The 22,022-nt window shown below is 50.8% G+C and carries 26 protein-coding genes; 7 read left to right on the forward strand and 19 right to left on the reverse strand.

Features of this window, described 5'->3' with window-relative positions:
* Nucleotides 1–30 precede the first annotated feature (30 nt).
* The 7 genes from MHI45_RS13860 to MHI45_RS13890 all read right to left on the reverse strand — a co-directional run bounded on the left by MHI45_RS13860 (nt 31) and on the right by MHI45_RS13890 (nt 3,369).
* Nucleotides 31–249: a hypothetical protein gene (locus MHI45_RS13860; RefSeq protein WP_076113351.1), complete on the reverse strand. Its 219-nt coding sequence runs from the start codon at nt 247–249 to the stop codon at nt 31–33.
* Nucleotides 246–569 (reverse strand): YxlC family protein, encoded by a 324-nt coding sequence (locus MHI45_RS13865; protein WP_076113350.1) that lies wholly within the window; start codon nt 567–569, stop codon nt 246–248. The genes MHI45_RS13860 and MHI45_RS13865 overlap by 4 nt, the downstream gene beginning before the upstream one ends.
* Complete coding sequence (gene sigY / locus MHI45_RS13870; RefSeq protein WP_076113349.1) at nt 559–1,092, reverse strand: RNA polymerase sigma factor SigY; 534 nt, start codon at nt 1,090–1,092, stop codon at nt 559–561. The genes MHI45_RS13865 and sigY overlap by 11 nt, the downstream gene beginning before the upstream one ends.
* A 57-nt stretch (nt 1,093–1,149) precedes the next feature.
* The gene (locus MHI45_RS13875; RefSeq protein WP_076113348.1) at nt 1,150–1,371 is read right to left on the reverse strand and encodes a hypothetical protein; all 222 of its coding nucleotides are present in this window, start codon (nt 1,369–1,371) and stop codon (nt 1,150–1,152) included.
* Between the two features lie 184 nt (nt 1,372–1,555).
* The gene (locus MHI45_RS13880; RefSeq protein ID WP_340899719.1) at nt 1,556–2,191 is read right to left on the reverse strand and encodes an MBL fold metallo-hydrolase; all 636 of its coding nucleotides are present in this window, start codon (nt 2,189–2,191) and stop codon (nt 1,556–1,558) included.
* On the reverse strand, nt 2,192–2,758 hold the full coding sequence (locus tag MHI45_RS13885) for a thioredoxin family protein (RefSeq protein WP_076113347.1): 567 nt from the start codon (nt 2,756–2,758) through the stop codon (nt 2,192–2,194).
* Nucleotides 2,755–3,369 carry a DedA family protein gene (locus tag MHI45_RS13890; RefSeq protein WP_076113346.1) on the reverse strand — a complete coding sequence of 205 codons (615 nt, stop codon included), beginning with the start codon at nt 3,367–3,369 and terminating at the stop codon, nt 2,755–2,757. The genes MHI45_RS13885 and MHI45_RS13890 overlap by 4 nt, the downstream gene beginning before the upstream one ends.
* 231 nt (nt 3,370–3,600) lie before the next feature.
* Here MHI45_RS13890 and MHI45_RS13895 point away from each other — a divergent pair, with 231 nt between their 5' ends.
* Together MHI45_RS13895 and MHI45_RS13900 are read left to right on the forward strand one after the other, a co-directional pair.
* Nucleotides 3,601–3,936 (forward strand): autorepressor SdpR family transcription factor, encoded by a 336-nt coding sequence (locus MHI45_RS13895; RefSeq protein WP_076113345.1) that lies wholly within the window; start codon nt 3,601–3,603, stop codon nt 3,934–3,936.
* A 2-nt stretch (nt 3,937–3,938) separates the two neighbouring features.
* Nucleotides 3,939–4,592, forward strand: a complete 654-nt coding sequence (locus MHI45_RS13900) for an SdpI family protein (RefSeq protein ID WP_076113344.1) — start codon at nt 3,939–3,941, stop codon at nt 4,590–4,592.
* An 85-nt stretch (nt 4,593–4,677) separates the two neighbouring features.
* Here the strand turns inward: MHI45_RS13900 and MHI45_RS13905 are convergent, their stop codons facing one another.
* The 4 genes from MHI45_RS13905 to MHI45_RS13920 all read right to left on the reverse strand — a co-directional run bounded on the left by MHI45_RS13905 (nt 4,678) and on the right by MHI45_RS13920 (nt 10,837).
* Nucleotides 4,678–7,503 carry an O-antigen ligase family protein gene (locus MHI45_RS13905; RefSeq protein ID WP_076113343.1) on the reverse strand — a complete coding sequence of 942 codons (2,826 nt, stop codon included), beginning with the start codon at nt 7,501–7,503 and terminating at the stop codon, nt 4,678–4,680.
* Between the two features lie 563 nt (nt 7,504–8,066).
* The gene (locus MHI45_RS13910; protein WP_076113342.1) at nt 8,067–9,260 is read right to left on the reverse strand and encodes a class I SAM-dependent methyltransferase; all 1,194 of its coding nucleotides are present in this window, start codon (nt 9,258–9,260) and stop codon (nt 8,067–8,069) included.
* A gap of 75 nt (nt 9,261–9,335) precedes the next feature.
* On the reverse strand, nt 9,336–10,163 hold the full coding sequence (locus MHI45_RS13915; protein ID WP_076113341.1) for a PhzF family phenazine biosynthesis protein: 828 nt from the start codon (nt 10,161–10,163) through the stop codon (nt 9,336–9,338).
* A complete protein-coding gene (locus MHI45_RS13920; protein ID WP_076113340.1) occupies nt 10,160–10,837 on the reverse strand; it encodes a DUF6483 family protein in 678 nt (225 codons plus the stop codon). The genes MHI45_RS13915 and MHI45_RS13920 overlap by 4 nt, the downstream gene beginning before the upstream one ends.
* A 277-nt stretch (nt 10,838–11,114) precedes the next feature.
* On the opposite strand from MHI45_RS13920, the gene MHI45_RS13925 reads away from it, so the two are divergent.
* Nucleotides 11,115–11,705: a winged helix-turn-helix domain-containing protein gene (locus MHI45_RS13925; protein ID WP_076113339.1), complete on the forward strand. Its 591-nt coding sequence runs from the start codon at nt 11,115–11,117 to the stop codon at nt 11,703–11,705.
* Entirely contained in the window at nt 11,706–13,022 is a 1,317-nt protein-coding gene (locus tag MHI45_RS13930) for an MFS transporter (RefSeq protein WP_076113338.1), read from the forward strand.
* A 121-nt stretch (nt 13,023–13,143) separates the two neighbouring features.
* On the opposite strand, the gene MHI45_RS13935 is transcribed toward MHI45_RS13930, so the two are convergent.
* Together MHI45_RS13935 and yyaC are read right to left on the reverse strand one after the other, a co-directional pair.
* Complete coding sequence (locus MHI45_RS13935) at nt 13,144–13,929, reverse strand: alpha/beta fold hydrolase (protein WP_076113337.1); 786 nt, start codon at nt 13,927–13,929, stop codon at nt 13,144–13,146.
* 125 nt (nt 13,930–14,054) lie between these two features.
* Entirely contained in the window at nt 14,055–14,579 is a 525-nt protein-coding gene (yyaC, locus tag MHI45_RS13940) for a spore protease YyaC (protein ID WP_076113336.1), read from the reverse strand.
* A 358-nt stretch (nt 14,580–14,937) separates the two neighbouring features.
* On the opposite strand from yyaC, the gene MHI45_RS13945 reads away from it, so the two are divergent.
* The gene (locus MHI45_RS13945) at nt 14,938–15,162 is read left to right on the forward strand and encodes a DUF1128 domain-containing protein (protein WP_038596573.1); all 225 of its coding nucleotides are present in this window, start codon (nt 14,938–14,940) and stop codon (nt 15,160–15,162) included.
* A gap of 234 nt (nt 15,163–15,396) precedes the next feature.
* Here MHI45_RS13945 and MHI45_RS13950 read toward each other — a convergent pair whose 3' ends face one another.
* The gene (locus tag MHI45_RS13950) at nt 15,397–16,116 is read right to left on the reverse strand and encodes a pirin family protein (protein ID WP_076113335.1); all 720 of its coding nucleotides are present in this window, start codon (nt 16,114–16,116) and stop codon (nt 15,397–15,399) included.
* A gap of 394 nt (nt 16,117–16,510) precedes the next feature.
* Here MHI45_RS13950 and MHI45_RS13955 point away from each other — a divergent pair, with 394 nt between their 5' ends.
* Both MHI45_RS13955 and MHI45_RS13960 read left to right on the forward strand, forming a co-directional pair.
* Nucleotides 16,511–17,035: a YtxH domain-containing protein gene (locus MHI45_RS13955; RefSeq protein ID WP_076113334.1), complete on the forward strand. Its 525-nt coding sequence runs from the start codon at nt 16,511–16,513 to the stop codon at nt 17,033–17,035.
* Between the two features lie 145 nt (nt 17,036–17,180).
* Nucleotides 17,181–17,513, forward strand: a complete 333-nt coding sequence (locus MHI45_RS13960) for a DUF5665 domain-containing protein (RefSeq protein WP_038596579.1) — start codon at nt 17,181–17,183, stop codon at nt 17,511–17,513.
* Nucleotides 17,514–17,767: 254 nt separating this feature from the next.
* Here MHI45_RS13960 and MHI45_RS13965 read toward each other — a convergent pair whose 3' ends face one another.
* The 5 genes from MHI45_RS13965 to MHI45_RS13985 form a co-directional block, all read right to left on the reverse strand.
* Complete coding sequence (locus MHI45_RS13965; RefSeq protein ID WP_076113333.1) at nt 17,768–18,538, reverse strand: sigma-70 family RNA polymerase sigma factor; 771 nt, start codon at nt 18,536–18,538, stop codon at nt 17,768–17,770.
* Entirely contained in the window at nt 18,535–18,987 is a 453-nt protein-coding gene (gene rsbW / locus MHI45_RS13970; protein WP_038596583.1) for an anti-sigma B factor RsbW, read from the reverse strand. Before rsbW ends, MHI45_RS13965 begins: the two co-directional genes overlap by 4 nt.
* 18 nt (nt 18,988–19,005) lie before the next feature.
* Entirely contained in the window at nt 19,006–19,344 is a 339-nt protein-coding gene (locus MHI45_RS13975) for an STAS domain-containing protein (protein ID WP_038596585.1), read from the reverse strand.
* Between the two features lie 97 nt (nt 19,345–19,441).
* A complete protein-coding gene (locus MHI45_RS13980; RefSeq protein ID WP_076113332.1) occupies nt 19,442–21,112 on the reverse strand; it encodes a response regulator in 1,671 nt (556 codons plus the stop codon).
* Nucleotides 21,113–21,129: 17 nt separating this feature from the next.
* Nucleotides 21,130–21,999, reverse strand: a complete 870-nt coding sequence (locus MHI45_RS13985) for a CheR family methyltransferase (protein ID WP_076113331.1) — start codon at nt 21,997–21,999, stop codon at nt 21,130–21,132.
* Between the last annotated feature and the right edge of the window lie 23 nt (nt 22,000–22,022).

Genomic DNA, 22,022 nt, shown 5'->3' on the forward strand with positions numbered 1-22,022 from the left:
AGAAGGAACATTCCTGACACCCTGTATTGATTAATCCCGCTTTCTTCTTCGTCTATCTGGCAGAATCACAAACAACAGGTAGCAAACTGCCGGCGTGGGTATTCCGGTAAGACCCCAGACTCCCCAGAACCATGCCATGCCACCTTCGCCTCTCTTCTGCGCATCCCGGAATATCCATGTCCCCTGCAGCATCAACACGGCAGCTAAGCAAATCCACAACCATAAAGGCACATCCTTCAGTTCACTCACTCTTCCGTATCCTCCCGCCGCAGTCTGATCCGCGAAACCCCCAGACTGCCAAGTGCCGCGAGGGGGAATACCGCCTGCAGTACCCAATAAAATACAGGGGCTGATCCCAATGCACTCAGAATGATACTGAGCACAATCAGAGCCAGGCACAAAAACAGCAGCAGCTCATTGCGGCTCTTACGGCGCCTGCGGAGGGTCTCGGCGGCAATGAGTTCTTCCATAACCAACAAGGATGGCGGCGAAATGTCATCAAATTGCGCATCCAAAATATTCAATTCTGCGTTCAACTGGACCAGCAGTTCTTCATCATCAGGTTTCATCCTCATTCAGCTCCTTTCGCAGGTGGTTAAGGCCGGCAGACACACGTGATTTGACTGTGCCCGATGGGACTTGCAGAATCACACCGATTTCTTCATAGCTGTAACCGTAATAATGCTTCAACAGTACCGCTATCCGCTGAGGTGAGGGAATCCGGGAAAGCGCATCAAGCAGATCGCTCCATTCTATATTCCGGCTCTCAAACCGCCAGCGGATGGACAACACGCCCTGCTCCTGGCGCCGCCACTCCGCTTCACGTTTCCATCTCCGCTTCCGGTCGATATATAGACGGGTAGCGATCGTGATCAACCATGAAGAAAAAGAAGAGGAACCATCGTAGCTTCTAATCTTCTCCATGCATCTGACCATAGTATCCTGGGCAAGCTCCTCGGCGAGCAATGGGTCCATGGTGACCTTGATTAGGTATTTGTACAAAAAGCTGTAATGCTCCCGCAGCAGTAACGCAAGCGCCGAAGCATCGCCCTGCTGTGCCAGCTTGATTCTCTCCAGCATCACGTCGCTCATTGATCCCTCCATGCTTCCTTCATTCACACCGTAATACGAATAGCTATATCAATTCGTTCATTCGTGATCCAAATTATTTTGCAGCTCCCAAAGTCTCCGCCGCCAAGGCTGAACTGCACCTTTCCCTCCAGGGAAATGCCAGAATAAAGTCCGCTCCAAACCGTCTGGAGTTCTGCCGAGAGCAGAAAGCTCCGTTTCTTCCCCTTTACCGACTGCGAAGATTTCACTTGCTGTATCTGGCTTTCCATCGTCCATCTGGTAATGTATATCGTTCTTCAAGCCGCTTCCTCCCATGCAATTCAACCTATTATGTAGACAAAAAAAAGAACGCAAACCGGGATTATTCCACAGTCTGCGTGCTTCGCGAGGTAAATGTTACATTTAATTAACATTATTGTAGCAACTTTGTATCTTTATGTCCATCTCTATTTTCCCGGTTCATGTCGCATCCAAGAGAATAAGGTCACTGCATGGGAACGTAAGGATTGCGGAGACGTTCAAAGCCGATGGTTGTCCGCGGACCATGTCCCGGATACACCTTCACTTCTTCATCCAGCCGGTACAGCTTCCCGCGGATGGAGTCAATTAAATCCCGCTCTCTGCCGCCGGGCAGATCGGTACGTCCGACCCCCAGCTTAAACAGCACATCCCCGGAGAACAGATCATTTCCACACAGGAAGCTTACACTTCCCGGAGAATGCCCGGGGGTATGCATCACCCGGAAGGTGAGGCCCAGCAGCTGCAGAATCTGTCCTTCTTCCAGATCATACTCTGCAGGATCTGTACTAATCGGAGGCGAGGCTTCCGGCCACATCAGTGAGCCGTTCAGCTTGGGACTGCTCAGCCATTCACTCTCCAGAGGATGAACATAGACAGGACATTTCTTGGCTTTGCGTATTTCATCTACGCCGCCGATATGATCAAAATGGGCATGTGTCAGCAAAATCGCTTCAATCTCCATGCCTTCTATAGCCCGCACAAGACCGGCGGGGTTCATACCGGGATCGATGATGATGCCACGCCCCGGATCTGCCCCGGTCAATAAATACGCATTGGTCTGGAGCGGCCCTAGATTATAGGAACGTATATTAAGCATAATTTAAAAGCCGGAGATCAGGCTGCGCAGCTCTCCCGCGATAACTGCGTGCGATTCCGTTCCTTCCCCGTAGGCTTGTCCCATCGCCTTGCGTACTTCGGCAATCTTGCTCTCGTAATCCGCGGCTTCGCGGTCGGGATTCTCCTGTTTGAATGCAGCCATCAGAGACTGTACATGCTCGGGACGTGGACCCCAATGACCGAGCACATAACCTCCAGTATCAGCAAAGATGACAATCGGCACCGATCTGCCGCCCATCGTCAGGAAATCATCCATGACATCCTGATTCTCTTCCAGAATCAGCACTTCAGTCTTAATCCCCGCTGTCTCAAGAATGCGGAATACAACCGGCACATTACGCACTACGTCACCGCACCAATCGGCAGCCAAGATCAGCACCCGCAAATCATCACGATGGTTCAGGCTCTCAAAGTATTCCCGGTCGCTTTCGTTATCCCAGGCAAACTTCTCATACCAGGACTCAAATGCCTGCTGATTCTTCGTCATCGCTTCCACGAACTGGCGCGGAGTAAGACCTTGACCAAATTTATGGGCTACATTCTGCTTCATACTGCACTACCTTTCTTCTTGGATTTGTACCACTTGAACAGAAAATATATAACGATAATGGCTATTGCAACGAGAATCAGCTCATGGGTATACTTGGCCGCAACCTCGTCAATCGTCTCCCATTTGTCACCCAGAGTGTAGCCCAGGTAGACAAACAGTGCGCTCCATGGAATAACTGCGAGAGTGGTCAGCAGAGTGAATTTGCCTAACGGCATACGTGATATCCCTGCCGGCACGGAAATGGCATGGCGGACAATCGGAATGAAGCGGGCCGTAAAAATAACACCGGTACCGTACTTGTTGAACCATTCCTCGGAATGATCAATATGCTTCTTCTTGATAAAAATATACTTCCCGTATTTCTCCAGCACAGGTCTGCCGCCATAACGGCCGATCCAATACACAAAGATCTGGGCAATGACCCCACCCACCGTTCCAAAAAGAACTGCGCCAAAAAAGTTAATCTGCCCTTGCGAAACCAAGTATCCGCCAAAAGCAAGCACAATCTCACTCGGTATTACTTCAATCATGAGTCCGATCATAATCCCGAAATACCCAAGACTCTGAATCCACTCAAACAACTGCGAGACCAGATCAGAAAAAAAATGCAATGCAGCTCCTCCTCCCGTATTTGCGGAATTAGGCTTAGCGCCCTTCAGGCTCAGACGAACAACGCTTCCGCTCTATGTATCCAGCTTCTTCTAGCCTATTCTAGCATATGCGGCCTTACGACTTCTACTTACGAAGATGGAATCTATGGCATTCAACAGATTGACAATTTATGAAATCAGTGCAATTATACATTTAGATAATTATTTAAATATCGAAAGGTCGGATCGAAAATGAATGAATCCTTCAAAGCGCTTGCCGATCCTACCCGGCGGCAGATCATCCGGCTGCTGCGGGAAAAAGACCGCACTGCCGGAGAAATCGCCGATTATTTTCAGATGTCAAAACCAAGCATTTCGCATCATCTCAGCGCACTGAAGCATGCCGGTCTGGTGCAGGATGAACGGAAGGGACAGTTCATTATTTATTCCCTGGATACCACTGTGCTTGAAGAGGTGCTTGGATGGTTCCTGGAATTGACCGGCACGGGAAAAGGAAGTGCACCAGATCATTTACCTGCAGAAGACGGCAAAAGGCAACACAACCATTCTAACTCGGAGGTTGAGTAAAGATGAAAAATTTCAAATGGAAGTGGCAGGACACACTAATAGTCATTTTGGGGCTTCTTTCTCTTGGTTATGCGCTCATTAATTATGGCAAACTGCCTGATCAGCTCCCTGTCCAGTTCGGCATTACTGGAGAGGTTAACCGGTACGGGAGCAAAGGGTCGGCGATTGCACTGCTGGCATTCATGGGCCTGGCATTTCCCATTGGAATGCAGTTCATACGGAATATCGATCCCAAGAAAGAGAATTACCGGAAATTCGAAGGTGCTTATAAAATGATCCGCCTGGCTATCGCGGTGCTCGCCGATACTGTACTTGTCCTAACCGTAGCCAGCAGTCTTGACCAAAATATTCCGGTCAGCAAATTAACTATGGTAGCAGTTGGCCTGCTGTTCATTGTTATTGGAAATTACATGCCGCAAGTTAAAGATAACTATTTCACCGGCATCCGCACCCCATGGACGCTGGCCAGTCCGGAGGTATGGCGGAAAACTCACCGTTTCTCAGGGTTCATGTGGATGCTGGGCGGGCTGCTGATTGCACTTGGCGCATTTATGCCAAAAATCCTGTCCATCAGTATGATTATCGCGGCCTTGCTGATCGCGACCATCATCCCGTACGTCTACTCCTGGTTCACCTCTCAGCGGATGAAGGCATGAGAGTAGGCCTGCCGGCTGCATTCCATATAGTGTAGCTGCTTGCAGTAATTTGGAGCGGCAGACGGACTTTTCTGATACCTGCTGATCAATACGCTGCTGTTGGCGTCTGGACGCTGACGCGGCGTTCTTCTGCTTCCGGGCTGTGTGCCGCAGCCAACACCTTTTTGAGCCGAAGCTCCAATGCTTCGGCTTCTGCTGTGAATCCAAACCGCCGGTCATTGTGCTGTTGTCCTTTGCGGCACTCGCTGTCCGCCTGCAGGCGGAACTGATGCAGCAGATCGAGACCCGCAGCCGCACTCGCTGTTCCTCCCGCCCTATCCCCCGCCGTCAACCTGCGCTGACTCATGTCCAGCATTCCATCAATCGCTTTTACCCTTTTGGCGGTATTATAGACATCCGCCATCAAACTTCTGCGTATCCAGTGCAGTGCCTCTCCCGGATTACTCCCGTTCATCGACCTCTCCGCTATCTCCCATTGCACCGAAGCGTCTTCTGGCGCGTAGGCCAAGCTTCCGGTCAGCAGATCCTTTGCCTCCCGGTCCGGGAGCAGCCTTGATAGATTAACAACTGCCCGGGGCTCACGGGGATTCCATTCCAGCGATTGCCGGAGCAGCGCAATTCTCCTTGCAGGGTCCGGTTCACGGGCAGCCCCCCTATGTAATTCGGCCCCCTTCATTAGCTGAAAGGATAGCAGACTTAGCACCAAGCAAAGGCACCCGGTGCAGACCGCAGCAGTAGCAGCCCTTACCCTTCGTTTCAAAACGAAGTGGCAAAGCCGCAAGCCGAGCCGCTGAGCTCTGCTCAACAAGCGAGGAAAACGCTTAGTACCGGGACTGTTGGCATGGGCAGCAGCAGGAAGAAAGTCTAGTGCCTGAATGAATGCATCCGGTCCGGTGGTGACCGCAGAGAAAGATGCCATTGTTCCAGATTCGGATACCGTTACACGCTCATTGACTGCGGCATTTGACGGAATGCGGTCTGCCGAAGGGATAACAGCTATTCCTGGAGCGGCCTTGACTGCAGTAGTGCCGGACGAGTTATCCGCCTCCTGCCGGACCTCAGCAAACGCGAGCGCCGGCAGCAGAAACAGCAGCAGCCAAGTAAGCCCATAACTCCAGTCAAAATCAACCGCCCCATGCAAGGCGATGACCAGCAGTGACGGGAGCAGCCTTGGAGCGGCTGCTCCTACCACCCAACCTGCCGCCAGCAGCAGAAACAGGACTGCTGCCAGGCCGACAATTCCCAGATTCAGCAGGAAGTCGAGATAACCGCTATGCACCTGGCTGCCTACATAGGGACGGGACTGGGCGGCGAGGTACGAGTACCGCCAAGTCTCGCCCCCGCGCCCCAGCCAGGGCGCTTCCGCCGCGAGCTTCCAGGCATCGCGGTAATAAAGTCCGCGAGCGGCGACCGTCATAGACGGTCCGGTGATCCGCTCGCTTACCTGGACAAGGACGGCGGTGCCCGCCGCCGTCCAGCCTGCCGCCGCCAGCACCAGCATGGCGGCGCGGCCCCCACCCGCCGCGCTGTTGCTGCGGCGGTACAGCCACAGGCCGGCCAGCAGCGCGCCGGCCCAGAGTCCGGCCAGCAGCAGCAGGCCGGGTAAGGGCTCTACCGCCAGCCCGGCACGGGCCAGCTGGCGGTAGAGCAGCGCCGCGGCAGCCAGAGGCGCGGCGCCGGCGGTAAGCAGCGGCGCGAGGAGCCGCCGCTTCCAGAGCAGGACGGCGGCGCTGGCGCAAGCCGCAGCAAGCCAAGCGCCGCGCGACTCGCTGAGCAGCAGCGCGGCGGCGTACGGAAACAGCGGCAGCATCCGCAGCAGCAGCTTCGCGTTGCTTATTGCAGCAGGCTCACCGTGTTCTTGCTCCGCAAAAGCTACTGTACTCGCCAGCGTCTGCTCACCTTCTTCACGCCACTTCTCCTGCTCCACTTCTCCGTAGGCTCTGCCACGACTGGATCTGGTTCTCCCCTCCTCAGTTTCACATCTCTCCTCCCGCTCCACTTCTGTATAGCTTCTACCAAACCAGCATCTTGTTCTCGCACCCTCCGATACATGCTGTTCCTCCCGCATCTCATCTCCGTAGGCTCTGCCACGACTGGAACTAATTCTCCCATCCTCTGATTCACACCGCGTCTCCCGCTCCCCTTGCGTATTTCCCAAGCCCGCATAGGCTTCCTTATGGAGCACTGGCGCTCCCCTTACGGCAATGCCGTCATCCTGCCCTTGCACTTTCCCGCGCTTCTTGTCCGTTTCCGCTGCACCCCGGCAGACAGCGAGCGCAAACAGACGCTCCAGCAAAAAAACAGCCATTACTGTACCGAAAGCATTAGGATACTCTAGCAATCCCCCCAGTCGGGCACCTGTAGCACTGACCTCCGGTGATGTGCTGTAAGCTATCGCAAAAGGAAGATTCAGCCCTCCACAGACGGCTAACAAGGCACTTATACTAATAAACATGCCCAGCAAGCTCCACACTGCGTTAAGAAAACGTGCTCCCCAACGATGGCCTGCACAATAATAAGCGCAAAAAGCAAAGCTGGCGTACAGGCCCCAGCGCAGCAGCTCATTCAGATTCCCCTGGGCTGATAAAGATCCGCGGTGCCAGTGAATACCGTAAAGCGCAAGGATGGCAAGCGGACAGATCAACAGCAGCGCTGCTGCACTTCTATTGGCTCTGCTATTCCCGTAAATGCTAAGCAGGCTGGCAGAAGGTCCGCGCAGACCTGCTGCAGCCAGCCATAACCCCAGGAATACAGCACATATGACATACCATACCATCAGAAACGGATACATTTCCCCTGCAAAGAATAACCCGCGCAGCAACACACCCGCCGTAACAGCAGCCAGCACCAAACCTGCACCAACAAATACCATTGCCGCCACCAAACGCCGCTCAGCCATGCCACTATGCATTTCAACTTCCTCCGTAGAATTCAAGTTCTCTTTAGTCTTTCCAGATTTGTCCTGAACCAAAAGGAAAACACAAAACAGGACGGCTGACTCCACATGGAGACTCACCGTCCTGCTTATTTATCGCGGTTATATCGTTAATGCCGTTATGACGTTAATGGCATTAATCCTGTGATGATGTTAATACCGTTAATGACCTTCAGAACATATGCGATGTATGTTCAGCAAAAATTCTCCAAATTCATTGGTGATTGTATTTCGTACATTAGTATTTGTAATTGGGCGAACGAAATCAGATTCTATTGCAGTTTCTGCAGTCAGAAGAGCAGAATCTCGCCATATCCGCAACATTTACCGGATTCCAGTGTAGAAAGTGCAACAGATGGCCATTTCGGGGCAATTCCAGCTCATTCTATTGCAGATTCTGCAATGAAAGCATTACGGTGATACCATTTGGTATCACCGTAATGTATTGATTTCAGACATATGCCATTCGGTCAACAGCTCACATTCTTCCGATTTGCCTATTGGCAGGCTTCAGCTGAATACAGCTCTTAATGCCCGGTTTATCCCTGCGCAAGAGCTTCCGCAGGCAGCAGGTCGGCGCAGACGCGTTCAAGGTACGGCTTAGCACCCAGGAAATCACGGAATGCGCTGTATTCGCGCCATTTGACGGCATTGTCGCCGCTTGTGCTTTTCACGGCCCGGATCAGGATGTTCTTCGGTGTATGCTCCATGTCGATGAACTCCAGCAGCTGGCTGCGGTAACCCATCAAATCAAGCAGCTTCGCCCGGATGGCGTCAGTGGCGAGTGCAGAGAAACGTTCCTTCAGAATTCCGTGCGAGAGCAGCGGGCTGAGCACCTCGTTCTCCACCTGCCCAAATAGCTCATGCTGGCAGCAAGGCACCGAGAGAATAACCGATGCGCCCCAGCGTACCGCTTTTTCCAGTGCAGCATCCGTTGCCGTATCGCAGGCATGCAGCGTCACAACCATGTCCACCTGGTCCAGCTCGTTGTAATCGGCTATATCACCGACCAGGAAACGCAGTTTATCGTAACCCAGCCTCGACGCCAGCGCTCCGCAATGTTCGATGACATCGGCTTTCAGGTCAAGTCCGACAATATTCAGCTCCCGCCGCTCGCGGACAGCCAAATAATGATACAGCGCAAACGTCAAATAGGATTTGCCGCAGCCAAAATCAACAATCGTCAGCGGCCGGCCGGTTGGTAGATCACCCAGCACATCCTCAACCATCTCCAGGAAGCGGTTGATCTGGCGGAACTTGTCGTATTTTTTGGCCAGTACCTTGCCTTCGCTGTTCATAATTCCAAGCTCCACCAGGAACGGGACTGGCTCTCCCTCGTCCAGAACATAACGTTTGCGGCGGTTGTGGGCCAAGTCTGGCGCCTCCTGCTTGCTGGCCGATTTGGTAAGAATAGAAACCTTGTATTTTTTACTGATCAGCACCTGGTAATCAGCTTCCACAGTGCAGATCAGCGCTTGCCGGAAGGTAGCTCTCAAGAGTGACATCATTTCTTCCGCAGCAGTGTCTGCCGGAATATTGCGGTGTTCCACTTTGGGGCCGATGGTATAGGCAAACTGATAATGCAGCTTGCCTTTTAGCTCAACAGGTTTAATCTGCACCTTGCTGTATGCAACTTCGCCTTTGCTGCGCAGTTGGCTTAAGGTTGCCGTAATCAGGGTACGGCCATTTATCACTTGATCAATCAGAGTTCTCAAAGATTCCACAGGGTACATCTCACTTTCGCAATCAAAATGGAGAGCAGGCTCTCCTGAATATCACTACATTATAGCATGTCCTGCTATACGATATCATAGTAGCTCGCCAACTGCTCCGGCAGGTACATGAAACTGTCCGCTAACCATGGTCACGGCCCGGCCCGATAAAGTCACGAGATCCTGACTCACTTCAAGCTGCAGCATCCCGCCACGCGCTGAAGCCTGATATGCAGTCAATTGTGTGCGGTTTAACCGGCCGGCCCAATAGGGAGCCAGAGCGGTATGCAGCGAGCCGGTAACGGGATCTTCATTGACACCAATGCCCGGGGCAAAAAAACGCGATACAAAATCAATGCCATCCGCAGCGCATTCTGCGGTAACCGCGACAGCCCTTGGCTGGAGCTTGGCCACCTGGACAAAATCCGGGCAGAGCCCGCACACCCTTGTCTCATGATCCAGACGCACCAGCACGTTGTCGGCATACCGCACGGTTTCCAGCACATGTGCCTCCTCAAGCCCCAGCGCTGCCGCCAGCCCGGCTATCGGAGGTGCAGCCGTAATTTCATATGGAGGAAAATAGAGTGAAATCACCTCTTCTGATTTCGTTGCCCGCAGCACCCCGCTGCGTGTGTGGAACCTCGCTTCTTCGTGAGAACCCAGCCGACCGGTTTCCCACAGGACATGCGCACTGGCCATAGTGGCATGACCGCACAGCTTCACCTCCACCGCAGGCGTAAACCAGCGCAGACGGTAGCCGTCCTGCTCCGGCCACAGAAAGGCCGTTTCGGACAGATTCATTTCCGCAGCCGTTTTGGCCATGAAGGCCTCATCTGCGGGATTTCCCAGCAGGCAGACGGCCGCAGGGTTTCCCGTGAACGCCTTGTCCGCAAAGGCGTCTACAATAAATAGAAGGGTATTCAAGAAGGTTTCATCTCCTTTGCCGCTTCAGCAGTAAGTTTATTCCACTCCTCCTGCCCTTGCCTAACCTCTGCCATTGGAAGATCACCAAGCTCCAAAGCTTCAGGTAGCAGCAGCAACAACCGGCTGTACAGCTCTCTTCCCTCAGCTGCAACATCTATTCCCTGTTCCCACAATCTGTACAGACTGTCCTCAGCCTTGCCGTAACGTCCTATTGATTCCATATAGGGCAGGAGCAGCCGTTCTGTCTTCACCGGAAGAAGATAACCTTCGGTTTCCTGTAAAAGTTCATCTATTTCCTTCGTCATCTGCAGCAGCTCCCGATCAGCACCGTATTGATCGGCGTACAAAAACAGATGCAGCGACCGTATAAACCTGAACAATGCAGCATCCTTATTGCCGCCGGCACTGTAGATGCCGCCTTCTTCTTTTAATAGCCGCGCCACGCCTTGAAGCTTGTCGGACTCAATTACGCCGCCCAGGCGAAACATATCTATAATATCCTCTACGGACAATGAGTTTAAAAGGCGGGAGTTCAGGCGAAAATGCCGGTTCAGCAGCTCATCCACTTCCCATAATGCCTCTGTGGTCTTCTTCTCCTGCTTCAATGTGAGCACCTTGGCAACCATTGCCGACATATCCTCGATCATCCGGACGATATAATCTCTTCGGAACATCCTGCACACCCCTCTCCAATACTTTCCTGCCACAATTCCTCAGCAAGTTAAACCAATGATGACTACAGTTATTTTAAAACAATCTTAAACCATTCCACCGCTCCGTGCCACCACTCCGTACCCACGCCTTGGAATTCCTTGACAAAAAAACAAAGGCTACCCTATAATAACCTCACTGGTCTTACTGATCTGGATTCCAGATCAATCTAAAATACAGAATGAAGAGCATTGAATGGATTGCAGAGAAATTGAGATTGCACGGGCAGGAGGAATAGACATGAATGAAGACAATACCGGGCATAGTCAACCGGAAACGGAGAACTGCGTGGAACAACTGCCGGTTCGTCAAGACCGGGACAAAGATCAGGAACAGCAGCAGGAAGCAGACTCTATCCAACCTCTGCAGGTTACACCAGAGCAGAACAAGCTGCTGGAAAGTGCGCTGCGAATCAAGATTATGCATGCGCTGGCAGATGAACCGCTAACCTCCAAGCAGGTTGCCGAGAAGCTGCACAAGACACCCGGCAATATCCACTACCATATCATCAAGCTGTTCGATGGCGGTCTGCTGGAGCTTGTCCGTACGGAAACAGCCGGAGGCATTATCCAGAAATTTTACCGCTCCAAAGCTACCTTCTTCCGCTCCGAGAACTTCAGCGGCTTCCAATTCCGCAAAGAGGATACAGTGGAGCATTTCGTTACAAGACTATCCTTGTCCCCAGCTGAGCTGAAGGCTTTCCAGCAGGAGATGATGATGTTCATTTCCGCCTGGGAATCGAAAGTCACCCAAGGAGAGGAATACGGTATCGATGTCATTATCGGCCGCCTGCATACAGATTCCCTTATAGAACCGGAGGATGGTCCCTAGATGATCCCTACTGCTGCACCCGAACATACCAAAAACAATCCGCTGCGCCGATTTGCCGAACCCTTTGCCAAATCACGGACTTTCCCTTTTTTATGGCTGGGAAATTTGATTTCCGTCCTGGGCAGCTCGGTGACCATGGTTATTCTCCCGGTTATGGTCTACTCCCTGACTGGATCAACAACAACCATGGGCTTCGTAATGGCAATTTATATGCTGCCCAATGTGATCATGCTGCCGATTTCCGGGCATATTGTAGACCGCTACGACCGGGTCAGGATTATGATGATTGCCGATATCGCCCGCTTTGCCGTCATGATCATCACAGCCCTGCTGGCTTTGACCGGTCTATTGACCGTTCCGCTTCTCTGTATATTTGTAGGTGCTTACGGTCTGTTTGACGGTCTGTTCCGTCCCGCCTACGCTGCAGTCCAGGCCTCGGTATTCACTCCGGAAATCCGGGTTGCCGCCAACTCACTGTCGCAAATGACTATACAGATGGTTCGTTTAATCGGCCCTTCACTCGGAGGGCTGCTTATCACCTATCTCTCGGCTGGGGTTGGTTTTGGGCTCGATGCTTTTACTTACCTGTTCTCCCTGGTCTGTCTCGTCTATTTGCGCAAAGCGCTGATGCCTAGAACACAGGCTGCAGTGTCTGCAGCCTCGTCACCTCAGGCACTAGAAACCGCCGCAGCTGCGGCAGCCTCTCCTCATAACGACTGGAAAGAGGATTTCAAAGAAGGCATTGCTGTATTGCGCAGCAACCCCTGGTTATGGATCACCATCCTCGCCTTCTGCTTCATCAATATTTGTTACGCCGGCGTCACCAGCATTCTTGTGCCATGGCTTTTCAAAGTTCATCATGGCTGGGAGCCATATGTATACGGGCTTGCCGGTACATTCTCCGGTGTCGGAGCCATTCTAGGCGGACTGATCATCGGCATGAAGCAGAGATGGAACCACCGCGGCATCATCGCCTACGGAGGAGCATTTCTAGGCGGCCTCGCGTTGCTTATCCTGCCGTTCGTTACTAGCCCTGCGGCAGCTATTGCCTTGTTCGCCCTGGAGGGATTCGGCCTCATGGTCTTTATCCTCATCTGGGAGATCAGCCTGCAGGAGCTCGTTCCGCAAGAAGCCTTCGGACGTGTAGCCAGTCTTGATCTATTCGGCTCCTTCGCCTTGCTGCCCGTCGGCTACATCCTTGTAGGCTGGCTCGCCGATCTTATAGGCGGTGTAGCTACGATTGCCATTTTCTCCGGACTTGGCATGGCCTGTATCGCTCTTGTTCTATGTGTTCCTGCAATCCGCAAGTTCAATTAAACATTTCCAGCGTGAAAGAGAGTTTTATAAAAAGGCAGCACCGCGTCAATAGACGGATGCTGCCTTTTTATGTAAGTGAAGTGTTTTCTTCACCCGTTATTTATGAGATCTCAAGTATCGGTTATTTCTTAACTTGCGCAAGCACGAAGTCTTTAATAATTTCTGATAAACGTTCCGGCGCTTCATACATACTCATGTGGCCTGCTCCGGAAATCGTTGCCTTGGTTACATTCGGCTTATCGGACGTGAAGGTCCGCCCGGCAGGAATCAGACCGTCTTCCGCGCCGGCAACGAGCAACACCGGCAGTGCGGTAGCCGAAATGACATCACGGCGGTCAGGGCGCTCGCGCATGGCCAGTGCGGCACCGGCCGCGCCTTGCGGAGGTGTTCTATAGCCGATTTCCTTCGCCCGCTGCAACAGCTGCGGTGCTGCAGCAGGAGCGAAGAGTCCAGGCACCAGTCCGTCCACAAACGTAGTAATTCCATCGTTCTGGATCGTATTGACACTTTTCAGGCGTTTCTCCCTGGCTTCTTCACTGTCAGGATAACCCGTGGAGTGAATCAGTCCGAATCCCTTCAAACGTGAGGCATGCCGCTGGGCGAAGGACAGCGTTATGTAGCCGCCAAGCGAATGACCCAGCAAGTAACATTCAGGGATTTCCAGCGCATTCAGCAGGGAAAGAACATCATCGGCCATCTGATCGATGCTGTACGCTCCGAGTGGAGCATCCGAAACTCCGTGGCCGCGCAAATCCGGTGCGATCACCCGGTAGCTTCCGCTAAGATAAGGGATGACCTGCTCCCAATATCCGGAGCTACCGCAAAAGCCGTGCAGCAGTACAATAACGTCGCCTTCGCCTTGATCACTGTAACAAATATTGGTTCCATCGCATCGAACATTTTCCATGGGCTGATTCCTTCTTTCTATGTAGTAGCTATACAAGGTATGCGGATGAGTCTGCAATTAAATGGAATGCCATTTGCTTGTCTTAATTATTTAAGCAGAACCGCCCGTCTTGAAACTTGTCTCCTCTATTTCAACCCAAAGCCTTCTGCCGCAGCTGCGGCAATCTCTCCAGCCATAACCATTACCCTGTGCAGCGGCGTCGTCTGCAGGGTCCGGTAAGGGCGGGGCCCGTTAATATCGACAATTGCCGCAAGACTATAATGCCCGACTGCCGGCAGACTCACACCGACCGACTGCGCTGGCCGCAGCGGCTCACTGGCTGCAAAATAACAGCCCAGTGCCGCCGGCGGTCCAAGACAAGCATCAATGGCAATAATAATCTGCCCGGCGGGAATCCCCGATATCCGGTTGACGAGAGTATCCGCATCGCAAGGCGATGGAAGCGTGCCTACAACATTCGGGAAGCCATGCTCCACCAGACTGCTTCCGGTCAGCGGTCCAAGGGCATCCCCTGTGGAGCGGTCGGTACCGATGCACAAGAATGTGACCTGCTCTGCCGAGTGATGTTCGGCAATGCTTTGGAAGAAGGTAACCAGCCCGGCCGCGTCTTTTTTTACCCGTTTTCTGCTCTCCTGCTCCCTGATCGCCAATTCCCTGACTCCCTCCTGTTCTATATAAATTGAACTTTAGATTTACCGAGCCGGCATAGAACGCAACTGCGGTGAATATTTGGACTTCCGGCCGCTGTTGTCCACAGATTTCTTGATTTATACCGCTATTTGCGGTTGAAATCCGTTGACAAAGGCGGTCGCTATCGCTCCTACAGTTCCAAACTTCCCCTCCGATGCTTTTGCCTCTAGGTAGTTCTTTAGTTCATCTTATATAGAACCCTTCGTTTATTTCTTTTAATTTAACATGATTTAGATGAAGCCAACAAAAAAATGGTGTTTCCTTGCCCAATCATGATAGAATATTTGAATCCAAACACAGAGAGGACTGTTTAACCCCATGGATTTATCGCAGCCCAGCCAGGAAAATGTGGAATATATGATCGAGGGCATTAAGAGCAAGCTGAAGATGGCCAGCGCCGCAGCCATGCAGGCTTCTGCTTTCTCGGTGAACAACTATGAGGATATTCTTGATATTTATGAAGTTGCCATGAGCAGCGACCGGCTCAGCATCTCGCAGGTGGAGGCGCTTGTCTCCGAGCTTGGACGCCTGCGTAAGAAATAGAAACAAGTGGAAACGGCTTCGCCGTCCTCAAAAGGGCGGGATCCGTTTCAGCAAGAAATAGAAGGATAATTTATAGCGCGAAGCATATAAATTCTTATATTTTTCAAATAACCTGTCATGCATGCACAGGAGCTCCTTGCCTACGATTCCATCCGCGCGGATGGCCGTCAGGCAAGGAGCTCCTTTAGGATTTATTATGCTTACAAGTACAATGCAACGGGCAAGATTTAATGCTTACGGCAAATCAATCAGTATAAGTTCCGCTTCGCCTTCACTGCCAATGCTTTTGATCGTCAAGTCACAACCCTTGCGGATACGCGCGGCATCGCCTGGCTTCAGCTGAAAAGTGCCATCTGAGCAAGAAATTTCTGCATCCCCGGAAATAAGGAAGATGTGCGTCCGCCTGTCTTCTTTTTGCGCATAATGAAGCTCCCTGTTCGTGTCCAGCACCGATAGATAAAGAGTTGCATCCTCATTCACCTTCAATGTGCCTTCCTCACCACTCCCCGAAACGACAGGCAGCAGCGTGTTGCCCTTGAACTCACGCGGGAAAAACTTTGCATCCCATTTCGGTGCAAGCCCCGGTGTGCTAGGAAGCAGCCAGATTTGCAGAAACCGCACATTGTCGCTTTCCGAAGGATTCGTCTCCGAATGGTTAACCCCGGTCCCCGCACTCATGACCTGAACCGTTCCTGCCTGAATATCCGCGTGATTGCCGAGGTCATCCTGATGCTTCAGTACTCCGGAAACAACATAGGTGATAATCTCCAGATCATGATGCGGATGCTCATGCATCCCTTGTCCCGGTTTCAGTTCATTGTCATTGTGTGCGAGCAGCGCACCAAAGTGCGCATTGCTGGGATCATCATAATCGGCAAAGGAAAAACTGAACTCACTGTGAATCCATTCTCTATTCGAAGTATGTCTTTCTGCTGACGTAACTACTTTTATCATAACCATGCACCTCCAAAGATGTTGGAACCTTCTCCGTGCTTAACGGGTCGAAACCGCTCCTCGATTTAAATTGTTATAGGCGCTTTAATTAAGTATTTCTTACCCTGTTCCTTTCCCGGTCAATCATTAATGATTATTACTATCAAGTGTGAACTTTCGTATTTCCGCATGAGGATATTTGTAAAGCTCCATATTTCGTTGTTTTTAATAGGAAAATCTTCCTTTGTTCACGTATCCTGCTCTAGTCTCTCCCATTCTTCTCCATACTTGTCTGCTGTTTCAGCCTATACGCCAACGTTTATATACGAAGTAAGATACTTCAGGCTATCCTGAATTCGAATGACGGCAGCCGCCTAATTTCGGAATACCATAATCTAATGAGGAGTGATTAGTCATGAATAAAGCAGAAACGGAACATCCGGTAGAAAGCGGAAGCACTTTTTTCAAAGGAATCTTTATTGGTGGTTTGCTCGGCGCTGCCGCTGCGCTGTTGTTCGCCCCTAAGCCCGGCCGTGAAATGCGCAGTGACTTGTCTGATAAGCTTACGCTGGCTACAGACAAAACCAAAGAGGTTGCAGGTGTCGTAACGGACAAGACTAAAACAATTGCGACTACTGTTGGGGAAAAAGCAACCGATCTCGCAAGCACTGTATCGGCCAAAGCCTCCGACATCTTCACTACCGTAAGCGACAGTAAACAGCAAATTGCTGCCACATTGGCGGAAACAGGCAAAAAACTGGGCGATTCCATCAGTGAAGTCTCCGAAAATGTTGCTTCTGACGTAAAAGATGCGTCTAAAGATGTAGCAGAGGAAGCTAAGAATGTAGCCGATGAGGCCAAAGCATCCTCTAAAGAGATAGCCGATGAAGCCAAGGATGCCAAAGACGAAGTAAAAGCCTCTTACAAGTCTTCTTACTAAACTACGGTGAATCACGGCTTGATCTAAATTTGAGAACAGCCAGCTCACCGCAGCTGGCTGTTGTTATGAGGAATGCAGCTTCTTCTTGAATGAAGCTGCATTTTTATCAAAGCCCTTATACGGCTAAAGAAAGCAGGGACGCCTTATGGGAGATGCAGGCAGCAAGACCAAAACCTACGAAGTCGAAGAGCATCCCTTTGAATTGCGGCATGAAGTCAAACGGCTGAACGCAAGGCTCGACAAAATTGCCGATTCACTGGAAAAATCCGAATTCAAGGATATCCTTGAGAATTATACGGATCCCAAAAAGCGGATTATTACGAACCTTATGGCCGGGATATCCCGGGGTCTTGGGCTTTCACTCGGTACATTCGTGATACTCGGCTTATTGGGTTACATTCTCAGCCTGTTTCTTGATGTACCCGTTATCGGTGAATATCTTGGAGAAATCAAAAAGTATATTGATGCCAACAGTTGATAGCATCGTTATCCACCCCGCTAAGCAGTCTGCTGAACAGACTGCTTAGCGGGGTGGTTGTGTATGTCCGCTTCAGGTTTAATGCAAACAAGCAGAAACGGCTTCGCCGTCCTCAAAAGGACGGTATCCGTTTCAGCGAGAAATAGAAGGATAATTTATAGCGTGAAGCATATAAATGCTTATATTTTAAAAAAGACATACCCTTCCCCGGCGGGGATAAGGCATGTCCTAATCTTGGGGACTAGCGATAAGAATCAATAGGAGGAGTTCGCCATGATCTGTTTCAGCTTCTCGGTGGCCCGCTTCTGGATCCGTGAGACGCTCATTTGTGATACGCCGAGCTTCTGCGCGATGGCACGCTGCGACTGGCCGTCCTGGAACGCCAGCAGCAGCACCTGCTGCTCTTGCTCCTTAAGCTGGCCCAGCGCCTGCTGGAGATCCATACGTTTCTCCACAGTCTCGTAATCGTTGGCTTCGGAGCTGATCAGCTCGCCGAGAGTAGCGCCCGTCTCCTCTTGCGAGAGGGGCGAATCCAGTGATACGTAATGATAACATTCCCTGCCGGCCAGTACTTCTACAGTTTCTTCCACGGTAAGATCAAGATAATGGGCGATCTCTTCCACAGCAGGAGAACGTTCCAGCCTGATGGTAAGTTCATCAATGGCCTGCTGCACAAGGGCGCCTTTCTCTTTAATCCGTCTTGGAACCTGTATGTACCAGGATTTATCCCGCAGGAAATTTTTCATATGCCCGATCATGCTCTTCATCGCATAAGGCTCAAACGGGATGCCCAAGCTGATATCGTATTGCTGCAGCAGCCGGATAAGCGCCATCTGCCCCACCTGATACAGATCTTCATAAAGATCCGGACGGTTGCGGGCAATTTTCCCGGCAGCCATCTTCACCATCGGCTCATATTTCTTGATCAGCACGGTGGCAATTTCATTATCCTTGGTCTGCTGATATTCCCAGATCAAACTTACTGCTTCGTTCATGGACTCTGGGGGAGTCACTTTATCGCTCATACTTTCTCCTCGCTGAAATTAAGCCGCTTAGTCAGGGTAACGACTGTCCCTCTCCCTGCTTCACTCACGACGCTTACGTCATCCATGAGCGCTTGCATTAAATAAAATCCCAGTCCGCCAACCTGAACATCACTCAGCTCTTTATCATGCAGCGTTATGCGTCCGTCGGGCGAATCCAATCCGTCAAAGCTCTCCCCTTCATCTTTGACGGTGATGGACAAGGCACTTGTTCCTACTTCAAAGATTACATCGACCAAACCATCTTCTTGGCCGTACGCATATAATACAGAGTTATTACAGGCTTCCGAAACTGCTACCTTCATATCCTCAATATCTTCATAGGTAAAACCCATTTTTGAGGCAATGCCATATAAATTCAGTCTAACGATATCGACATATTCTGCGCTCGCAGGTAACTGAAGAACTACTTTTTGCACGTCATCACTCATCCTTAGTTCGATCCTTTCCTAGTGGGAATTCTCTTGGGGGGCAAAAAACTTAGAAATACCGGTCATATCAAACAGCTTCTGGATTTGCGGCGGAACTTCTTCAACGGTAAACTTAACGTCCATCCCGTGTCTTGCTTTGAGGATCGAGAGCAGGATTCCAATACCGGTGCTGTCAATATATCTCAAGTCTTTCAGATTAATAACGAGGTCAAGCCCCGTATCTCCCACAAGCGGCTCCATGACCAAACGGAAATCGGGAGCAACAGACAAATCTAGTTCTCCAATCAGGGAAACCGTACAAACGCTGCCTTCAGTTTCGGTTTTTGCATGGAATTTTTCGCTTTTATGTGTATTCATAGACAACTCTCCTGATTAAATGTTTTCTTTACCAATAACCCTAAAGACCTAGGTTTGAAACAAAAAAACTAATTCTACATCATAGGCAAATACTGGTTCATGTTTTGAAAAGGGTTGTATTCCGTCCATTGACGTGACTATCCTGTCTTGAATAACGGGCAATAATTTGTTTAATGCTGCTGAGCTTCAGCGGCTTGCTGATATAACCGTCCATGCCTGAAGCCATGCAACGGTTCTGGATACCCTCCATGACATTGGCCGTCATCGCGATGATGACTGCCTTCTCGGCGGATGGCCCATCGCTGATCCGGATTTTGGAGGTCGCCGTCAGACCGTCCATGACAGGCATCTGCAGATCCATAAAAATAAAATCATAAGCATATTTCATTGCCAGCTCCACTGCCTGGCTGCCGTCCTCGGCGACGTCGGCGTCATAACCCAGCTTATCCAGCATGCTGACCATAAGCCGCTGATTAATCGGGTGGTCGTCTACAACAAGGACTTTTCTCCGCCATCTCTGGCTGTCCACGTCTTCATACGGCTCCACCTCTTGAAATCCCCTTGCCAGCTCATCCTCAGGCTTCGCTGCCTCAATCGTGAATACAAAGGTCGCCCCTTTCTCCTCCATCGATTCTACGCGTATGTCGCCGCCCATCATCCCGACAAGGGATTTGCAGATTGCCAGCCCGAGACCGGTTCCACCGTATTTGCGTGTCATAGAAGAATCAAGCTGGGAAAAAGGCTTGAACAGCCGGTCACATTTTTCCGGAGAAATCCCGATGCCTGTATCCTTCACGGTAAATTCAACTACCAGTTTATTATCAGCTGTTGGCAGGCCGGATGCAACAAGGTAAACTCCGCCTTGATTGGTAAACTTCACCGCATTGGCGACTAAATTGATTAGGACTTGACGCAAACGGGCCATATCTCCGTAGATCAGCTTTGGAAGATTCTGATCAATGAAATAGGCCAACTCCAGGTTTTTCTTGCCCGCTTCGGCAGAAAACAAGCTAAATACCTCCTGAACAGTGGTCTGTAGCTCAAATAACTGCTCTTCCATTTCCATCTTGCCGGATTCCATCTTCGTGAAATCAAGGATATCGTTAATGACCGTAATCAGGGTATCGGCGCTTTTGCGGATAATCTCCGTATACTCCTTCTGCTCCGGAGCCAGCTCAGTTTCCATCAGCAGGTCAATCATACCCACCACACCGTTCATCGGCGTGCGAATCTCATGGCTCATCATAGCCAGGAACTCGGTTTTGGCATTAGCAGCAATTTCTGCCGCTTCCTTAGCCTTAACCAGCTCTCCGTTGATTTTCTCCAGCTCCTGCGTCTTTTGCTGCAGCAGCATAGACTGCATCTGATGTTTCTTGTTAGTTAAGTGCATGTTAACGAAGCCCTCAATCTTGGACTTCAAGATCTGCGGAATGAAGGGTTTGACCATATAATCAATAGCCCCGGCAGAATATCCCGCGAACAGATGCTCCGCCTCTTTACTGTTGGCAGAGATAAAAATAATTGGAATATCCTTCGTCTTTTCTCTGGCTTTGATTAATTTGGCGGTTTCAATACCATCCATACCCGGCATTTGCACGTCCAGCACAATCACCGCAAACTCATATCTTAACAGACATCTCAGCGCTTCTTCACCGGAATTGGCTTTGACAAGCTTATAGTGTTGACTCTCAAGCACAGCTTCAAGCGCCAGCAGATTTTCAGGACGGTCGTCAACCAGCAATATATGAATTGGTTCTTGAACCCCCATAGGCCCCTCCTATCCCGCTAATTGTTCTTACGATAGATTTTTTCTACTCTATCCAGTGGCTCGTAGCTGTCGCTATACCTGGTGAAGTGAATAGATTCTTTGGAACCGAGCACCAGTACTCCGAACCGGCTGAGGCTCTCATAAAACAAGCCGTGCACATGGTCGCGAAGTTCATCATTGAAATAGATCATGACATTCCGGCAAAAGATGACATTAAATTCGTTGAATGAGGTGTCTGTTGCCAGATTATGCTCTGCAAAGATAATATTTTTACGCAAGTACGGCTGTAGAATAACTGAATTGTATTTCGCTGTATAATATTCAGAGAATGCGCGGGTCCCGCCCGCCTCCATATAATTCTTGGTATACTGCTTCATCTTACCGATCTCATATACGCCTTCCTTAGCCTGCTGCAGCGAGCGTTCGTTCATATCAGTGGCATAGATGCGCGCCTTGTCGTAGAGCCCTTCTTCGTGCAGCAGAATCGCCATGGAGTATACCTCTTCGCCAGTGGAGCAGCCTGCATGCCAGATCCTGATATAAGGATAAGTCCTCAGCAGCGGGATCACCTTTTGGCGGAAAGTTAAAAAGAGGCCTGGATCCCGAAACATTTCCGTCACGGGGATGGAAAGGCTGTAGACGAACCGTTCAAAGCAGGCTCGGTCATGCAGCACCTTCTCCTGCAGCGCGGATATGCTCGGCACATTCTCGGCATGGACGTGATGCCAGATACGCCGTTTCAAAGAAGGCATGGCGTAATTTCTGAAATCATATCCGTACAAGCGATGCACGCCGCTCAGAAGCAGCTCAATTTCAATCTGCTCCAGCTCCTGCTTGCTTCCCGATTGGGTGAGCTCCTCATCATATCCCCGTTCCATAGCTGTCATGTTATCAAGGCTCCCTTGCATTT

This window comes from Paenibacillus sp. FSL H3-0321 (assembly GCF_038002865.1).
Lineage (GTDB): Bacteria > Bacillota > Bacilli > Paenibacillales > Paenibacillaceae > Paenibacillus_AQ.

What these genes read in the sequence shown, in the direction of transcription:
- MHI45_RS13865 (WP_076113350.1), bottom strand. Translation starts at nt 569, where the DNA reads ATGAAACCTGATGATGAAGAACTGCTGGTCCAGTTGAACGCAGAATTG.
- sigY (WP_076113349.1), bottom strand. Translation starts at nt 1,092, where the DNA reads ATGAGCGACGTGATGCTGGAGAGAATCAAGCTGGCACAGCAGGGCGAT.
- MHI45_RS13885 (WP_076113347.1), bottom strand. Translation starts at nt 2,758, where the DNA reads ATGAAGCAGAATGTAGCCCATAAATTTGGTCAAGGTCTTACTCCGCGC.
- MHI45_RS13895 (WP_076113345.1), top strand. Translation starts at nt 3,601, where the DNA reads ATGAATGAATCCTTCAAAGCGCTTGCCGATCCTACCCGGCGGCAGATC.
- MHI45_RS13900 (WP_076113344.1), top strand. Translation starts at nt 3,939, where the DNA reads ATGAAAAATTTCAAATGGAAGTGGCAGGACACACTAATAGTCATTTTG.
- MHI45_RS13905 (WP_076113343.1), bottom strand. Translation starts at nt 7,503, where the DNA reads ATGCATAGTGGCATGGCTGAGCGGCGTTTGGTGGCGGCAATGGTATTT.
- MHI45_RS13910 (WP_076113342.1), bottom strand. Translation starts at nt 9,260, where the DNA reads ATGTACCCTGTGGAATCTTTGAGAACTCTGATTGATCAAGTGATAAAT.
- MHI45_RS13920 (WP_076113340.1), bottom strand. Translation starts at nt 10,837, where the DNA reads ATGTTCCGAAGAGATTATATCGTCCGGATGATCGAGGATATGTCGGCA.
- MHI45_RS13925 (WP_076113339.1), top strand. Translation starts at nt 11,115, where the DNA reads ATGAATGAAGACAATACCGGGCATAGTCAACCGGAAACGGAGAACTGC.
- MHI45_RS13930 (WP_076113338.1), top strand. Translation starts at nt 11,706, where the DNA reads ATGATCCCTACTGCTGCACCCGAACATACCAAAAACAATCCGCTGCGC.
- MHI45_RS13935 (WP_076113337.1), bottom strand. Translation starts at nt 13,929, where the DNA reads ATGGAAAATGTTCGATGCGATGGAACCAATATTTGTTACAGTGATCAA.
- MHI45_RS13945 (WP_038596573.1), top strand. Translation starts at nt 14,938, where the DNA reads ATGGATTTATCGCAGCCCAGCCAGGAAAATGTGGAATATATGATCGAG.
- MHI45_RS13950 (WP_076113335.1), bottom strand. Translation starts at nt 16,116, where the DNA reads ATGATAAAAGTAGTTACGTCAGCAGAAAGACATACTTCGAATAGAGAA.
- MHI45_RS13955 (WP_076113334.1), top strand. Translation starts at nt 16,511, where the DNA reads ATGAATAAAGCAGAAACGGAACATCCGGTAGAAAGCGGAAGCACTTTT.
- MHI45_RS13960 (WP_038596579.1), top strand. Translation starts at nt 17,181, where the DNA reads ATGGGAGATGCAGGCAGCAAGACCAAAACCTACGAAGTCGAAGAGCAT.
- MHI45_RS13965 (WP_076113333.1), bottom strand. Translation starts at nt 18,538, where the DNA reads ATGAGCGATAAAGTGACTCCCCCAGAGTCCATGAACGAAGCAGTAAGT.
- rsbW (WP_038596583.1), bottom strand. Translation starts at nt 18,987, where the DNA reads ATGAGTGATGACGTGCAAAAAGTAGTTCTTCAGTTACCTGCGAGCGCA.
- MHI45_RS13975 (WP_038596585.1), bottom strand. Translation starts at nt 19,344, where the DNA reads ATGAATACACATAAAAGCGAAAAATTCCATGCAAAAACCGAAACTGAA.
- MHI45_RS13980 (WP_076113332.1), bottom strand. Translation starts at nt 21,112, where the DNA reads ATGGGGGTTCAAGAACCAATTCATATATTGCTGGTTGACGACCGTCCT.
- MHI45_RS13985 (WP_076113331.1), bottom strand. Translation starts at nt 21,999, where the DNA reads ATGACAGCTATGGAACGGGGATATGATGAGGAGCTCACCCAATCGGGA.